This window comes from Streptomyces sp. NPDC107498 (assembly GCF_055582805.1).
In genome coordinates, this window is record NZ_JBVJPE010000025.1 from 26,394 (window position 1) to 41,582 (window position 15,189).

At 72.6% G+C, this 15,189-nt stretch carries 12 protein-coding genes; 1 reads left to right on the plus strand and 11 read right to left on the minus strand.

The genetic code is table 11. The features are described 5' to 3' along the window. Nucleotides 1-22: 22 nt before the first annotated feature. The 9 genes from mycP to ACZ66Z_RS31565 form a co-directional block, all read right to left on the minus strand. Nucleotides 23-1,204, minus strand: a complete 1,182-nt coding sequence (gene mycP, locus ACZ66Z_RS31525; RefSeq protein WP_469939012.1) for a type VII secretion-associated serine protease mycosin — start codon at nt 1,202-1,204, stop codon at nt 23-25. Between the two features lie 77 nt (nt 1,205-1,281). After that, nucleotides 1,282-2,757, minus strand: a complete 1,476-nt coding sequence (locus ACZ66Z_RS31530) for a hypothetical protein (RefSeq protein ID WP_469938943.1) — start codon at nt 2,755-2,757, stop codon at nt 1,282-1,284. Between the two features lie 92 nt (nt 2,758-2,849). Beyond that, nucleotides 2,850-3,320: a hypothetical protein gene (locus ACZ66Z_RS31535; protein ID WP_469938944.1), complete on the minus strand. Its 471-nt coding sequence runs from the start codon at nt 3,318-3,320 to the stop codon at nt 2,850-2,852. 121 nt (nt 3,321-3,441) lie between these two features. After that, entirely contained in the window at nt 3,442-5,745 is a 2,304-nt protein-coding gene (locus ACZ66Z_RS31540) for a xanthine dehydrogenase family protein molybdopterin-binding subunit (protein WP_469938945.1), read from the minus strand. After that, a complete protein-coding gene (locus ACZ66Z_RS31545; RefSeq protein WP_469938946.1) occupies nt 5,742-7,277 on the minus strand; it encodes a (2Fe-2S)-binding protein in 1,536 nt (511 codons plus the stop codon). The genes ACZ66Z_RS31540 and ACZ66Z_RS31545 overlap by 4 nt, the downstream gene beginning before the upstream one ends. Next, nucleotides 7,274-8,149 (minus strand): FAD binding domain-containing protein, encoded by an 876-nt coding sequence (locus ACZ66Z_RS31550; RefSeq protein WP_123452814.1) that lies wholly within the window; start codon nt 8,147-8,149, stop codon nt 7,274-7,276. The genes ACZ66Z_RS31545 and ACZ66Z_RS31550 overlap by 4 nt, the downstream gene beginning before the upstream one ends. A gap of 224 nt (nt 8,150-8,373) precedes the next feature. After that, a complete protein-coding gene (locus ACZ66Z_RS31555) occupies nt 8,374-10,020 on the minus strand; it encodes a beta-N-acetylhexosaminidase (protein ID WP_469938947.1) in 1,647 nt (548 codons plus the stop codon). Between the two features lie 238 nt (nt 10,021-10,258). Beyond that, the gene (locus ACZ66Z_RS31560; protein ID WP_015033918.1) at nt 10,259-10,546 is read right to left on the minus strand and encodes a DUF3039 domain-containing protein; all 288 of its coding nucleotides are present in this window, start codon (nt 10,544-10,546) and stop codon (nt 10,259-10,261) included. A gap of 28 nt (nt 10,547-10,574) precedes the next feature. Beyond that, the gene (locus tag ACZ66Z_RS31565) at nt 10,575-11,135 is read right to left on the minus strand and encodes a YqgE/AlgH family protein (protein WP_469938948.1); all 561 of its coding nucleotides are present in this window, start codon (nt 11,133-11,135) and stop codon (nt 10,575-10,577) included. A 278-nt stretch (nt 11,136-11,413) separates the two neighbouring features. Between ACZ66Z_RS31565 and murA the strand changes: the two genes are divergently transcribed. Next, nucleotides 11,414-12,754, plus strand: a complete 1,341-nt coding sequence (gene murA, locus ACZ66Z_RS31570; protein ID WP_469938949.1) for a UDP-N-acetylglucosamine 1-carboxyvinyltransferase — start codon at nt 11,414-11,416, stop codon at nt 12,752-12,754. A 257-nt stretch (nt 12,755-13,011) separates the two neighbouring features. Here the strand turns inward: murA and ACZ66Z_RS31575 are convergent, their stop codons facing one another. Then, nucleotides 13,012-13,293, minus strand: coding sequence for an HU family DNA-binding protein (locus ACZ66Z_RS31575; RefSeq protein WP_015033921.1), 282 nt, complete (start codon nt 13,291-13,293; stop codon nt 13,012-13,014). 312 nt (nt 13,294-13,605) lie between these two features. Further along, nucleotides 13,606-15,036: an NAD-dependent malic enzyme gene (locus tag ACZ66Z_RS31580; RefSeq protein WP_469938951.1), complete on the minus strand. Its 1,431-nt coding sequence runs from the start codon at nt 15,034-15,036 to the stop codon at nt 13,606-13,608. Nucleotides 15,037-15,189 lie beyond the last annotated feature (153 nt).

The window sequence follows — 15,189 nt, forward strand, 5'->3', positions numbered from 1 at the left end:
GGCCGACGGCAGGGGGTCGGACTCAGCCCCGCCGCGACCGGAGTACGGGTACGGCGACGGCGGCACCGAGCAGGACGGCAGCACCGATCCCGAGGCCGATCCAGAGGCCGGTGTCACCGCCGTCGTCCTCGGCGGCCGCCTGGGGGGCCGGGGCGGGAGAGGGCTCCTCGGGCACCGGGCCGGCCGCCGGCAGGTCGGTGGGTGTGGCGGTCGGGGCCGCGGACGCGGTCTCGTTGAGGTCGTCGATCGGCCGGACGTCGGCCGGGCCGGGATCGCCGGGCGTCTTCAGCGTACGGAGCGGACGGATGGCGCCGTAACCGATGAAGTCACTGCGCTTCTCGCCCCCCTTGGGCTTGGCGACCGTGTTGAGCATGACCTTCAGGACCTGGTTGTTGGTCCAGTCGGGGTGCTTCGACCAGAGCAGCGCGGCGGCGGCGGAGGCGAGGGCGGTGGCGTCACTGGTACCGGTGGACTTGCACATGCCCGTACCACCACCACAAGCGTGCACCGTGTCCTTGCCCGGGGCGACGATGTCGACCTGACGGCCGTGCTGGGACATCGGGATGTGCACCAGCTTCTGGTCTACGGCGCCGACACCGACCACACCGGGCGTCGCGCCCGGGTACTCGATGGGGTTGCCCTTGTCGCCACTGTTCCCCACGCCGGCGAAGACGAGAGACCCCTTGCCCAGCGCGTACTTCACCGCGTCGGTGAGTGCCTGCGACCCTTCGGTGACCGCCAGGGAGATGTTGATGACCTCGGCACCGGAATCAGCCGCGTATTTGATCGCTGGAGGGACGACGCGATTGAACTCCTCGTTACCGACGTCCATGCTGCGGTCACCCGCCTGGAGTCCAGGAACGCGCACCGGCAGGATCTTGGCGCCCGGCGCCAGACCGAAGGCCCCGTTCCCGCCGTCCCTCGCTCCGGTACCGGCGATCAGGCCGGCCATCCCCGTACCGTGGCCGGTGTAGTCGGTGAACTGGTCACCCGACTCCTCCAGCGCGAAATCCCTTCCCTCGAGCACCTGGCCCCGGAGGTCCGGATTGTCCTTCTCCACACCGGCGTCGATCACCGCGACGGTGACGCCCTTACCGGTGCTGAGCTGCCAGATCTCCTCGGCGCCCATGGCGTCCAGGTGCCACTGCTGGTCCCGGAAGTTCTCCGCGTGGGCGGGGACGGAAGCGATGCCCACCAGCAGCATCCCCAAGGCGGCCGAGGCGGCCGCTCGGGCACGACTCCGACGAATACTGCTGGTACGCATCTGCTTCCTCGCGCCGATCAGTCGATGACGGGCGGCGCCACGCGGCGCCCCTGCTGCCAGGTCTCCTCGTCCTCGACCAGGTAGTCGGGACGCTCTCCGTTCTGCTCCTCGCGCTCGCCCGGCTTCGCCGCGTTTCCGCGGACGAGACCCGAGCCACCGGCAGTGAAGGGCTTCCCGCCGCCCGTGGCACCGGCGCGTTGTGCCTTGCCGCCGACGACACCGCCGGTCTCGCCGGCGAGGCGACGACCGCCGGTGATGCCGTTCTGGCCGGACGTGCCGCCCATGGAGCCGCCGCCCATGCCGTGCGCGCCGCCCATGCCGCGGCCCATGCCCGTCCGGTTCTGCCCGGTGGGCTCGTTGCCGATGACGGTGCTGCGCGGGATGCCGGTCTGCGGCCGGCCCGTGGTGCTGGGGACCGCGCGGCCGCCGCTGATGCCCTCGCGGGGCGTGCCGGGGCCGGTGCGGAGGCCACCGGTCACCGGGCCGCGGGGGTTGCTCGTGCCGCCGGTGACGGGCGAAGTGGGGCCGAAGGGGCCCGGACCGCCCTTGACGGACAGCGGAGGCATGCCGGGGGTCACGAACGGGGGCGTGCCGCCGTCCGGCCTGGTGATCGGCGGCGGACCGCCCGGTGTCGGCGTCGTCGGTCCGGGCGTGGTCGGCTTCGGCAGGGTGTCCGTGCTGTCGATGCCGAGGTCCACGGGGACGTCGGGCCGGACCTCGGGCTTGATCACGTGCGGAGGACGGGTCGTGTCGTCCGTCGGCGTGGTCGTGGTCGTGTCGGTCGTGGAGTGGGTGTCCGACTGCGAGCGGGTGGTGTGCGTGCCCGTGTGTGTACCCGTGTCCGGGCCCGTGCTCGCGCCCGTGCCGGTGGAGCGGCTGCCGCTCTGCTGAGTGGAACCGATGTACGAGCTGTCGTCGATCCCGTCGACACGCTCCGGCACGAACGCCCCCGGCGGCGGCGGGAAGGTCGGCGGGACCTCGCTCTTCATCCGGAAGCTCGACCACTCGTAGGCGGACGAGAGACGGCGCATCTCGTCCGCCGCCGCCTGCCGGTTCGCCTCTTCCTTGGCCTTGATGGCCGCGGCTTCGTCGCTGTCCGCCATCGAGGCGCGCGCGTTGCGGGCGATGGTCTGCGCGTCGGGGTCGTTGTGGTACTTCAGCGCCGCGTCCAGGTTCTCCTTGGCGGACGCCTGGGAGGTGTAGCGCGGCATGGCGCTCTGCGCCGCGGCGATGGCGGTGGAGTTGTCCTCCATGCAGACGGATCCACGCTCGGCGTAGTCCGAGAGCAGCATGGTCGAGTTCGCCACGTTGGTGGCCCACTCGACGAAGGCCTTCTCGGCCTCGCCCTCCCAGTCCATGTTCCTCATGCTGGCGCGCAGGTCGCCGGCGATCGTGGCCATCTGGTCCGACACGGACTTCAACCGCCGTGCCGCGTCACCGACGTAGTAGCTGCTCGCCTCGTCCAGCCACGCCAGCATCTGCTCGTGCGTCATACCGGCGAAGTTGGTTCCGCCGCCTCCGCCGCCCTCTGCAGGCCTCATCTCTCGCCTCTTCCCCGTGTCCCCGAAATTCCGTCCGCTCCCGCCTACTTGAGGGAGCTGTCGCCCTCGGCGCCCGTGCTGCCTTCGCTCTCCGGCGCGCTGCGGCCCGCTTCCTTGTCCGCCTTCTCCTTGGCGTCGTACGTCCGCTGGTGGATCTGGATCATCTTGCGCTTGATGTCGTCGTCCATCTCCTCCATGCCGTTCTTGGAGGCGACGACCGCGATCCCGAGTCCTTCCAGGCAGTCGTTGAGCAGGCCGGAGAGCTCCACGAGCTTGCCGAGGACCTCGTCGTAGGCCGCATAGGCGCTCTGCGCCTCGGACCAGGCGGCCCCGCCCCCGCCGAACTGGGTACGGGTGACCGGGTCGGCCTTGAGCTTTCCGGGGTTCGCGTCGGATCCCTTGAGCTGCGTGATGAGCTCGTCGACACCCTGCTTGAACTTCTGCATGGAGTCGGCGCTGTACTTGACGGCCTGCGTCCGCATCCCGGACGCCATTCCTTCCATCGCAGCAAGCATGCTCGCGCTCCTCCCCCGGTGAACCACCATGCCGTGTACCGCACAAGTCTAGAAGTTCACTGTAGTCAGGAACGACGACAGTGCGCACCTCCGGGTTGCACAAGCAACGGACATCACACGGTTACGAATTGGGCACGGCGACCGCCGCCTGGGGGCGGATCGGGAGGCGGTTGACCGGGCGGCCCGTCGCCGCTCGCACGGCTGAGGCCACTGCGGCGGGTGAGGTGACGACCGGGACGGCGCTCGCCGCCTTCGCGCCGAAGGGGGCCACGACGTCGCGTTCCTCGACGAGTTTCACGATGCGAATGTCCGGGGCATCCAGGGATGTCGGGAGTGCGTACCCCGTGAAGTCGGGGTGCCGGACCAGACCGCGGGCCGTGCGGAGGTTCTCCGTGAGGGCAGCGCCGACGCCCTGCGTGACGCCCGCCTCGATGCGGGCGGCCAGTTGGGCGGGGTTGAGCACGCGGCCGACGTCCTGGGCGACGGCCATCTCCACCACGCGCACCGCGCCGAGTTCGACGTCCACGTCCACGACCGCGCGGATCGCGCAGAACGCGAGGCCGACGAAGGCGTCGCCCTGGCCGGATTCGTCGAGGGGCTCGGTGGGGTGGGGGCGGCACTGGGCGGTGGCCCAGAGTTCCTTGCCGTCCATCGCCTCCATGACGGTCGTCGAGAGGACTCCGTCGTACGAGGTGATCTTGCCGTCCGTGATCTGGAGCAGCTCGGTCGACATGCCGAACTTGTGCGCCAGCGGCTGGAGGAGCTGCGTGCGGACCATCTTCGCGGCCCGCTCGACCGCCCCGCCCGACACCCACGTGTGGCGGCCGTGCGCGGCCGGTCCCGCCGGCGGCTGGTCGGTGTCGACGGGGGCGACGTGCACCTCGTCGACGCCGAGCGTCTCCTGCACGATCTGGCGGGCGAGCGTCGAGAAGCCCGAACCGGTGTCCACCGCCGAGCAGATGACCGTCGCCACCCCGTCCACGACGCGGACGGTGGCCGTCGAGACCTCGTCGGTGCCCTCGGCGCCCAGCATGTGCACCATGCCGAGCGCGTAGCCCACGCCCCGCCGCACCGCGCCGGGTTCGCCCGCGCCCTCCAGGCCGCCGGGCAGCAGCCAGTCGCCCTCGGGGGTGTCCTTGGGGAGGGCGGGGAGCGGGAAGTCGCGTACGGCGGCGAGGAGTTCGGCCACCGGGGCCGGGCAGGTCACCGTCTGGCCGGTCGGCAGGATGTCGCCGGTCGCCATCACGTTCCGCATGCGCAGCTCGGCCGGGTCCACGCCCAGCTTCGCGGCCAGCTTGTCCATCTGGGCCTCGTACGCCGCGCACACCTGCATCGCGCCCTCGCCCCGCACGTGGCCGGACGGGGGGTTGTTGGTGCGGACGGCCCAGCCCTCCACGAAGGCGTGCGGGACGACGTACGGGCCGCAGGCGAAGGCCACGGCCGCCGCGAGGGACTCCGACGACGAGTCCGCGTACGCGCCCGCGTCGAGCAGGATCTGCGCCTCCACCTTCACCAGGCGGCCCTCCGCGTCCGCGTGGTGGCGGTAGCGCAGCAGGGTGGGGTGGCGGTGGGCGTGGCCGAGGAACGACTCCTCGCGGGTGGCGGTGAGTTTGACCGGGCAGCCGGTGCGCAGCGCCAGGAGGCCCAACGGGATCTGGAAGCCCGGGTCCTCGCGGTCGCCGGTGGCGCCGGGGACTCCCGTGACGACCAGTTTGACCTGCTCGGGCGGCAGGCCGAAGCAGGCGGCCGCCAGGTCGCGGTCGGTGTGCGGGTCGGTGGAGGCGGTGTAGATCTCCACTCCGCCGTCGGGGCGCGGCACGGCGAGGCCCGCCTCCGCGCCGATCGGCGCCGGGTCCTGGCGGCCGATCCGGTACAGCCCCTCGACGACGACCTCGCCCGCCGCCTCCGGGTCGCCGAAGCGCAGCGGGATGTGCCGGATCAGGTTCCCGTCGGGGTGCAGCGGCTCCGCCGCGAACGCCTTCTCCGGGTCGGTGACGGGTTCGAGGAGCTCGTACTCGACGGCGATCGCCGCGGCCGCGAGGCGCGCCGTGTCCGGGTGGTCGGCGGCGACGGCCGCGAGGGCCTCGCCGTGGTGCCGGACCAGGTCGGAGGCGAAGACGGGCCGGTCGGCGACCCGGCGGCCGTAGGTCGCCGCGCCCGGCACGTCGGCGGCCGTCACCACGGCCCGTACGCCCGGCATGGCCGCCGCCGCCGCGGTGTCGATCGACACGATCCGCGCGTGCGGGTGCGGCGAGCGCAGGATCGCGGCCCAGAGCAGCCCCTCGGCCCACAGGTCGGAGGCGTACGGGAAGGTGCCCTCGGTCTTCGCCCGTGACTCGGCCTGCGGGAGCGAGGCGCCGATTCCGCGCGTGGCCTGCTCCTGATCGGGGGTGTCCAGAGCCGCGGTCGTCGCGTCGCTGCTCACGCCATGCCTCCGTCGTGCGGGTGGGGAATCTGGTGCGGGACGCGGACCTCGTCGGCCGCTTCGGGCGAGACGGCCGCGGCGGCGGCCTCGCGCTCGGCGACGACGTCCCGGACGGCGTCGAGCACGCCGCGGTAGCCGGAGCAGCGGCAGAGGTTGCCGGCGAGGGCCTGGCGGGTCTCCAGCTCCGTGGGGGCGTGGTTGCCCTCCAGGAGGTCATGCACGGTCATGCACATGCCGGGGATGCAGAAGCCGCACTGGACGGTGCCGCACCTGGCCATCGCCCGCTGCACGTCGGAGGGTTCGCCGTCGACCGCGAGGCCCTCGACCGTCCGCACCTCGCTCCCGGCGGCGGTCGCCGCGGGCACCAGGCAGGAGGCGACGAGCCGGCCGTCGACCTGCACGTTGCACGCGCCGCACTCGCCCTGCGAGCAGCCGTCCTTGGCCCCGGCGAGGCCGAGGCGCTCGCGCAGGACGTAGAGCAGCGACTCGCCGATCCAGGAGTCGGTGACGGGGCGGTCGGTCCCGTTGACCCGCAGCATGTACGAGGTGTGGGGGTGCTCGTCACTGTCCGTGCTGTCCGTGACGTCCGGGATGCCGGTGACGCCCGTGATGTCGACGACGTCCGCGTCGACCACGGTCACCGCGTCGACCTCGGCGGCCGGCACGGGGGCCTCGGGGGCCTCCTCGTCCGGAGCGGGCGCCCGCACGGCCTCGGGAGTCGCCTCCGGGACGGCTTCCCGATCGGTCTCCCCAGCGGGCGACGGCACGGCCTCCGGCCCGGCGTCCGGCAGGGCCTCGTGCGTCGCCGTCGGCTCCTCGGGGAGCACCCAGGGCGCGGGCGCGCCGCCCGGCAGCGTCGCCGGGGCCTCGGCGTACGGGGCGACGGGCGCCGGGGCCTCCTCGGGGGCCCCCGGCGCCCCCTGCTTCCCCGGCCCCGCCTGCGCGGCCGCGTCCGGGGCGACGGGGATCCGCCACTGGCCCGTGGAGCCCGGGTCGGCGGCGGGCGCCACGGCCCCGTCGAAGCGCCACTCGGCCGTCGCCTGCGGGTCCTCGACGTACTCGACGGCGTTCTCGACGTACGCCGGCGGCTGGAAGTGCTCCCCGCCGGGAAGCGGACCGTCATGGAACGAGCCGCCCTGGAACGAGCCGTCCTGGTGCGATTCGCCCTGGTGCAAGTCGCCCTGGAACGAGTCGCCCTGGTGCGAGCCGTCCTGGAACGAGCCGTCCCGCTCCCCGTACCCGCCCCCCTCGTACCCCTCGTATCCCTCGAAGTACTGCGTCTGCTGCGCCTCCGTCGGGACGTGCACCGTCCAGGTGCCCGTCGCCGCCGGGTCCGTCGCCGCGGCCGGGGCGAGCGGCTGGAGCGGGGTGATCATCGGCGGTACGTAGCCGTGGCCCGGCGCCTCCAGGGGGACGCCGTCCAGCATGAAGTCGGGCGGCAGCTGGACGAAGGCGGTCGCGTCGCCGTCGTACCCCTCGCTTTGCGGGAGCGGCTCCCAGCCGCCCGTCCGGTCCGTGTGCTCGTCGCTCATGCCAGTGCCCTCCCCAGTGCCCGTCGGGCGAGTGCGGCGACCGTGCGCCGCAGGTGCAGTACGGCCGGAGGCAACTGTTCGTCGCCCGGCGGGTCCGGGATGCAGGCGGCGGCGACGTACTCGCCGAACGCCGCGAGCGCCTCCGGAGCGAGCCCCCGGTCGTTGTCCCAGTCCACCAGCGAGGCGATCCAGCGCTCGGCCTCCAGGGGGCGCAGCGGCATGGGCGCGACGGCGCCGACGGCGCAGCGCACCCCGCGCCGGGCGGGGTCGAGGACGACGGCGACGGAGGCGGTGGCGCGGGCCGGGCCGGTGCGGCCGGTGGCCTTGAGGAAGACCTGGGGGGCGTGGAGCAGCGGGACGCGGACGAAGCCGACGAGCTCGCCGGGGGCGAGCAGGTCGCGGCCCGCGAGGAGGTGGGAGACGGGGATCTCGCGGCTGCCGAGCGGACCGAGGACGACGAGGTCGGCCTCCAGGGCGGCGAGGACGGGCAGCGAGTCGCCGGTGGGCGCGGCGGTGACGACGTTGCCGCCGAGGGTGCCCGCGTTGCGGATCTGGGGCGGTCCGGCCGCGCGCGAGGCGGCGGCGAGGGCCGGGATGAGGGCGGCGAAGTCGGGGCGGCCCATCCGGGCGTGGGTGAGGCCCGCGCCGAGGAGGGCGTGCCCGTCCTGGTACTGCCAGCCGCGGATCTCGTTGATGCGGCTCAGGCCGACGAGCCCGGCGGGGCGGAGCTGGCCCTTGTTGACGGCCGCCATGAGGTCGGTGCCGCCGGCGACGGGCACGGCGGCCGGCATGGCCGTGAGGGCTGCCACGGCCTCGTCGAGCGAGGCGGGCAGCGTCACGGACTGCGTTGTTTGTGGTGCGTGCGTGGTCAACCCGCTGCCCCTTCCCGGTGTCCCGGCGGTCCCCGACTGTGCCCGGCCGTCGCGCCTGCGTGTGGGCGTACCGTACGTGCTCACAGGCCGGACGTGGCAACTCTGGCACATCTTCCGAGCAGTCCGGAGCGAGGGTCCGCGAAGGACTGTTCCGTCCGGGACGCCCCGGCTGTGACGGTGACTCCCGTTTCGCCGCTCTTGGGTGACGGGGGGACAGGGGGCCCTCACACGTTCGGGGGTGTGCCCTCCAGGGGTCGGCCGGAGACGCCCGGCCGCCGCTGCCAGGGGCGGGGCCCGGTGGGCGGGCGGTAGTCGACGCCGAGGGCGTCCAGGCGCCGGTAGTGGGTGCGCATGCGGCGCTCGAGACCGGCGTGGTCGCGCGCCTCCGGCGCGGGCAGCGCGGACCAGGCGACCTCGGCGAAGGCGGCGAGGCGCGGGAAGACCTGGTAGTCGACGCGCGAGCGGTTCTCCATGACCTCGGTCCAGACGTTGGCCTGGGTTCCCAGGATGTGGGCGGCGGCCTCCGGGGCGAGTCCGGGCGGGACGGGCTCGAAGCGGTAGACGTCCGCCAGGGTGCGCACGTGTCCGATGGGCACCGGCTCGTCCTCGCCGGGCGCCTGGCGGTGGTCGAGGTAGACGTGCTGTTCGGGGCACATGACGACGTCGTGGCCGGCCTCGGCGGCGGCGATCCCGCCCGCGTACCCCCGCCAGGACGACACGGCCGCCCCTTCGGCGAGGCCGCCCTCCAGGATCTCGTCCCAGCCGATGAGGCGGCGGCCGCGGGCGGCGAGCCAGCGGTCGAAGTGGCGGATGAACCAGGACTGGAGGCCGTCCTCGTCGCCCACCCCCAGCTCCTCGATGCGGGCCCGGGCGGCCGGGGAGGCCTTCCACTGGTCCTTGGGGCACTCGTCGCCGCCGACGTGGACGAAGGTGGACGGGAAGAGGTCGAGGACCTCCTCGAAGACGCCCTCGTAGAAGCGCAGGACGGCCTCGGTCGGGGCGAGGACGTTGGGGTTGACGCCCCAGGTGTCCCAGACGGTGAGGGCCGCGGTGTCGACGACGTCGGTGTTGCCGAGTTCCGGGTGGGCGGCGATGGCGGCCTGCGCGTGGCCGGGGAGGTCGATCTCGGGGACGACGGTGACGTGCCGCTCGGCGGCGTACGCGACGATCTCGCGGATGTCGTCCTGGGTGTAGAAGCCGCCGTGGGGGGTCTCCGTCCAGAGCGGCGAGGCCCGGTGGCCCCACTTGGTGCGGGCCCGCCAGGCGCCGATCTCGGTGAGCCTCGGGTGGCGCTCGATCTCGATGCGCCAGCCCTGGTCGTCGGTGAGGTGGAGGTGGAGGACGTTCAGCTTGTGGGCGGCGAGCAGGTCGAGGTACCGCAGGACGTCGTCCTTGGGCAGGAAGTGCCGGGAGACGTCGAGCAGCATCCCGCGCCAGCCGAAGCGGGGGGCGTCCTCGACCGTCACGCGCGGGAGGTCCCAGGCCCGGTCCCTCCGTACGGGCGCCCTGCGGTACGCGTCGGGGCCGAGGAGCTGACGGAGGGTCTGGGCGCCCCAGAACACCCCGGCCGGGCCGCCGCCCTCGATGACGACGGCCGCGTCCGGGTCCTCGGTGGTCAGGCCGTACGCCTCCGGCCCGCGCCCTCCGGCCGTCTCCCCGGCGATCCTCAGCCGGATCGCCTGCGGCCCGGTCCCGTCGGCGAGCGGCAGCCCGGTGGCCGCGCCGAGCGCGGCGCGGATCCAGCGGGCGGTGGCCTCGGTGCCCGGGCCGACGTCGAGCGTGGTCCGCGCGTCGAGCGGGCGGCGGTCCGGGGCGCCGCTCCGGCACTCGGCGGACAGGGGCGCCGGGATCAGGTCCAGCGGGAGGGGCATCGCGTCAGTCCTCACACATCCGTTGCATCATGTGCAATGAGCGTTTCGCACCGCACAACACGCGTGAGACTAGGGGCGTTCCGGGCGGGCCGACAAGAGGTCTCGACCACTTCGCCCGCCTCACCGGCCCTTCCCGCCCTCATCTCCCCGGAGGTGAGACGCGGAACGGCCCCCGTCGCGCGCACCGGAGTGCGCGCGCCGGGGGCCGCGGGAGGGCCGCTCCGACGTCAGGACCGCCTTACTTGTCCTTGCCGCCCTTGTCCTTGTCGCCGCCGCCGGCGCCCATGGAGTCGTAGATCTCCTTGCACATCGGACAGACCGGGTACTTCTTGGGGTCGCGCCCCGGCACCCAGACCTTTCCGCACAGCGCCACGACGGGCGTGCCGTCGAGGGCGCTCGCCATGATCTTGTCCTTCTGGACGTAGTGGGCGTAGCGCTCGTGGTCGCCGTCACCGTGGGACACCTGCGGCGTCGGCTCGACGAGGGTTCCCGTACCTGCCCCGCGCTCGGGCTCGAGAGTGCTCATAACCGCCAAGGGTACTGAAAGCCGGGGCTCAGTTGAGGGACGGGTCGTCGGGGTACGTGGCGATCATCGCGAGCTCGCCGCGCTGCCGTCGCAGCACCTGCCGCCAGAGCGTCTCGGGGTGCGGCGAGGAGACGTCTCCGGGCTCCGACTCGACCACGTACCAGGCGCCGTCGTCGAGCTCGGTCTCCAGCTGGCCGGGGCCCCAGCCCGCGTAGCCCGCGAAGATCCGCAGCGAGCCGAGGGCCGGCCCGAGCAGCTCGGGCGGGGCCTCCAGGTCGACCAGGCCGATCGCGCCGTACACCCGCCGCCAGCCGAGGGGGCCCTCGTCGCCGGGGATCACCGCCACGCCGAGGGCCGCGTCGAGGGAGACGGGGCCGCCCTGGAAGACGACGTCCGGTTCGCCGGCGAGGGGGGCCCAGGGGGCGAGGATGTCGCCGACGGTGACCGGCGTGGGCCGGTTGAGGACGACGCCGAGCGAACCCTCGTCGTCGTGATCGAGCAGCAGGACCACCGCGCGGTCGAAATTCGGATCCGCCAGCGCGGGGGTGGCCACGAGCAGCCGTCCTGTGAGCGAGGACACCTCGGTCATGCGACACATGATCCCGCATCTTCGGCGTTCGCGGGGGTTGTCGGACGGGATGGCGGGAAGACGGGCCCCACCGCAGTTCGGAACGGACGGGGTCGCGGCGCCGGACCGCCCCTCGAAGGCAAGCGGACGGTAACGCTCCGCAAGATCGCGGGAACAGAGGGTGTTGTGCCGAATTCATTACATCTGACAGGCCCCATGAGACACCCGATCGGGGTCTCATGGCCCCTTACCCTTTTCTCTGGCCACCCGTCGGACCCCACTTTCGGAACGCGAGATTCATGACCGGCACAGACGATGTCCTGCTTGTCCACGGCGGAACCCCGCTGGAGGGCGAGATCCGCGTCCGCGGCGCGAAGAACCTCGTGCCCAAGGCGATGGTCGCCGCCCTGCTCGGCAGCGGCCCCAGCCGCCTGCGCAACGTTCCCGACATCCGTGACGTCCGCGTGGTCCGCGGGCTGCTCCAGCTGCACGGAGTGACGGTCCGCCCGGGCGAGGAACCCGGCGAGCTCGTCCTCGACCCGACGCACGTCGAGTCCGCGAACGTCGCCGACATCGATGCCCACGCCGGCTCGTCGCGCATCCCGATCCTCTTCTGCGGCCCGCTGCTGCACCGCCTCGGCCACGCCTTCATCCCGGGCCTCGGCGGCTGCGACATCGGCGGCCGGCCCATCGACTTCCACTTCGACGTGCTGCGCCAGTTCGGCGCCACCATCGAGAAGCGGGCGGACGGGCAGTACCTGGAGGCCCCGCAGCGCCTTCGCGGTTGCAAGATCCGCCTCCCGTACCCCTCGGTCGGCTCGACCGAGCAGGTGCTGCTCACGGCGGTCCTCGCGGAGGGCGTCACCGAGCTGTCGAACGCCGCCGTGGAGCCCGAGATCGAGGACCTGATCTGCGTCCTGCAGAAGATGGGCGCGATCATCTCGATGGACACCGACCGGACCATCCGGATCACCGGTGTCGACCGCCTCGACGGCTACACCCACCGGGCGCTCCCGGACCGCCTGGAGGCGGCCTCCTGGGCCTCGGCGGCGCTGGCGACCGAGGGCAACATCTACGTGCGCGGCGCCCAGCAGCGCTCGATGATGACCTTCCTCAACACGTACCGGAAGGTCGGCGGCGCCTTCGAGATCGACGACGAGGGCATCCGCTTCTGGCACCCGGGCGGCTCGCTCAACGCGATCCACCTGGAGACGGACGTGCACCCCGGCTTCCAGACGGACTGGCAGCAGCCGCTGGTCGTGGCCCTGACGCAGGCCTCCGGCCTCTCCATCGTCCACGAGACGGTGTACGAGTCCCGGCTCGGCTTCACCTCCGCGCTGAACCAGATGGGTGCGCACATCCAGCTGTACCGCGAGTGCCTGGGCGGCTCCGACTGCCGCTTCGGCCAGCGGAACTTCCTGCACTCCGCGGTCGTGTCCGGCCCGACGAAGCTCCAGGGCTCCGACCTGGTCATCCCCGACCTGCGCGGCGGCTTCTCGTACCTGATCGCGGCGCTGGCGGCCCAGGGCACCTCCCGGGTCCACGGCATCGACCTGATCAACCGCGGCTACGAGAACTTCATGGAGAAGCTCGTCGAGCTCGGCGCGAAGGTCGAGCTGCCGGGCAGCGCGCTGGTCTGACCGGCTCACCTCCGACCGGTGCGAAGGCGGGGCCCCGTGCGGCACACGGGGCCCCGCCTTCGCGTCGCACGGGTCCCGCCTTCACGTGGTCCCCGCCTCGAGCCGCACGGGCCCCGACCTTGAGCCGTACGGGTCCCCGCCTCGAGCCGTACGGTCCCCGCCAGGCGCTGCGGGCCCCCACGGGCCCGTACGCGCACGAACGAAAGGGCGGCCACCCCCTGACAGGGTGGCCGCCCTTTCTGCGCCTACAGGCCGCCTTACTTGCCCTTGGCGGCTTCCTTGAGCTTCGAGCCCGCGGAGACCTTCACGCTGTAGCCGGCCGGGATGTCGATCGGGTCGCCGGTCTGCGGGTTGCGCGCGGTGCGAGCGGCACGGTGGGTGCGCTCGAAGGTCAGGAAGCCGGGGATGGTGACCTTCTCGTCACCCTTGGCGACGACCTCACCGACGGTCTCGGCGAGAGCGGCCAGCACGGCGTCGGCGTCCTTGCGGGTCACCTCGGCGCGGTCGGCCAGGGCGGCCACCAGCTCACTGCGGTTCATGTTGTTACTCCCGTGTTCTTCTTGCCTGTGAGGCGTGCCACGCGGCGGAAGCCGCGCGATTGGGTACAGCGAAGCCGATGCTGCCAGGGCCCTCGGACAGTCCCCGGACCCGGGTCACATGACAGACCCTCGCGCCCAAACACGCATCCTGCCCCCACCAGCGGCGGGAACGCCAATCCGGCACCCCCTCGGGTCACACGAAAAGCGCCGGATTCCCGTGGTGGTGACGTTGTGTCGACACCGCGAAAACCGCGCGGAGCCGAAAAGCCACCCTAAAGGCGGGTTTACGGCTCCGCGAATCGCGACGCGCCGTCAGCGCCCGCCCGGCGCCGCACCCGCGCCCGCGGCCTTCGCCGCGGTCCTGACCGCGCCGGCGACCGCGCCCGCGACCTTGTCGTTGAAGACCGACGGGATGATGTAGTTCGGGTTCAGCTCGTCCTCGGTGACGACGTCGGCGAGGGCGGAGGCCGCCGCCAGCATCATCTCCGTGTTGACCGTACGGGACTGGGCGTCGAGCAGACCGCGGAAGACACCCGGGAAGACCAGCACGTTGTTGATCTGGTTCGGGAAGTCCGAGCGGCCGGTGGCGACGACGGCGGCCGTCTGCCGGGCGACGGCCGGGTCGACCTCCGGGTCGGGGTTCGCGAGCGCGAACACGATGGCGCCCTCCGCCATGGCGGCGACGTCCTCCGCGCCGAGCAGGTTCGGGGCCGAGACGCCGATGAACACGTCCGCGCCGACGACGGCCTGCTTCAGGGTGCCGGTGACGCCCTCGGGGTTGGTGTTGTCGGCGATCCAGCGCAGCGGCGAGTCCGCCGGGGCGTCCACGAGGTCCTCGCGGCCCGCGTGCACGACGCCGTGGATGTCGGCGACGACGGCGTGCTTCACGCCCGCCGCGATCAGCAGCTTGAGGATGGCCGTGCCGGCGGCGCCGGCGCCGGACATGACGACCCGGACGTCGCCGACGCCCTTGCCGACCACGCGCAGCGCGTTGGTGAGGGCGGCGAGGACGACGATCGCGGTGCCGTGCTGGTCGTCGTGGAAGACGGGGATGTCGAGGGCCTCGCGCAGCCGGGCCTCGATCTCGAAGCAGCGGGGCGCGGAGATGTCCTCCAGGTTGATGCCCGCGAAGCCGGGGGCGATCGCCTTGACGATCGAGACGATCTCGTCGGTGTCCTGGGTGTCGAGGCAGATCGGCCAGGCGTCGATGTCGGCGAAGCGCTTGAACAGGGCCGCCTTGCCCTCCATGACCGGCATCGCGGCCATCGGGCCGATGTTGCCGAGGCCGAGGACGGCGGAGCCGTCGGTGACGACCGCGACGGTGTTGCGCTTGATGGTGAGGCGGCGCGCGTCCTCGGGGTTCTCGGCGATCGCCATGCACACGCGGGCGACGCCCGGGGTGTAGATCATGGAGAGGTCGTCACGGTTGCGGATGGGGTGCTTCGCCGCCATCTCGATCTTGCCGCCGAGGTGCATGAGGAACGTACGGTCCGAGACCTTGCCCAGGACGACGCCCTCGATGCCGCGCAGCTGCTCGACGATCTCGTCGGCGTGCGCGGTGGAGGTGGCGGCGATGGTGACGTCGATGCGGAGCTTCTCGTGGCCGGAGGCGGTCACGTCGAGGCCGGTGACGGATCCGCCGTGGGACTCCACCGCCGTGGTGAGCTGGGAGACCGCGGTCCCGCTGGCGGGAACCTCCAGCCTGACCGTCATCGAGTACGAGACGCTGGGCGCCGTTGCCATGGCCGAGTTCCTCTGCTTTCCCTGAGCTTCGTTGCTACGCCGCCCCGGCTGGTTGCCTGGCGGCGCCCTCCGATGGTCGCACCTACCTGCCGGTAGCAGGTAATACGGTCATTTTGTTTTCGGAAAGTAGTTTCCACCATACGAGAAGTCATG